Source organism: Pseudomonas sp. AOB-7 (genome assembly GCF_003696305.1).
Lineage (GTDB): Bacteria > Pseudomonadota > Gammaproteobacteria > Pseudomonadales > Pseudomonadaceae > Aquipseudomonas.
On record NZ_RFFK01000050.1, the window covers coordinates 1 to 613 of the forward strand.

The 613-nt window shown below is 70.0% G+C and carries 1 protein-coding gene; it reads right to left on the bottom strand.

Annotated elements, in window-relative coordinates:
- Window positions 1–611: PAS domain-containing protein (locus EA796_RS22950; RefSeq protein WP_158603112.1), on the bottom strand; the 611-nt coding region annotated here is incomplete at its 3' end.
- Window positions 612–613 lie beyond the last annotated feature (2 nt).

The following is a 613-nucleotide window of genomic DNA, read 5'->3' on the forward strand; positions in this document are numbered from 1 at the left end:
AGCTCCTTGCCGGTGCCGGTCTCGCCGCGCAGCAGCACCGTGGCGTCGAGCTGCGCGGCACGGCGCGCCTGGCGTTTCACTTCGCTGGCCGCCGCGCTGGCGCCGATAAAGCCGGCGATGGTGTAGCGCGCGCGACGCGCCTTGGCCAGCTCGTGCTGGGTGGCGAGCAGCTGGCTCTGCAGCTGGTTGTACTTGGCCATCAGCGGCTTGAGATGGCGGGCGCGGTCGAACAGCACGAAGCCGAGGGCGCCGACCAGGGTGCCGTCCGCGTCGCGCAGGGGAATGCGGGTGACCACGAAGTGCTCGTCGCCGAAGGCCATCAGGTCGAGCATGCTCGGCTGACCGCTTTCCACCACCTCGCGCAGGCGGCTGGCCGGCAGCACCTCTTCGACCTCCTTGCCCAGCGCGCTGCGCGGGTCGCTGATGCCGACCTTCTGCGCGTACTTGTCGTTGATCCAGACGATGCGCGCCTGGCGGTTGACCGCGATGGTGCCCTCGCACTGGGCGTCGAGGTGGTCGAACAGCAGCGGCATGGCCACGGCGCGAAAGCGCTCCGGCGACACGCCGATGATCAGGCCGTGCTGGTCGAGGTCGTCGCGGGAAATGGCCATGG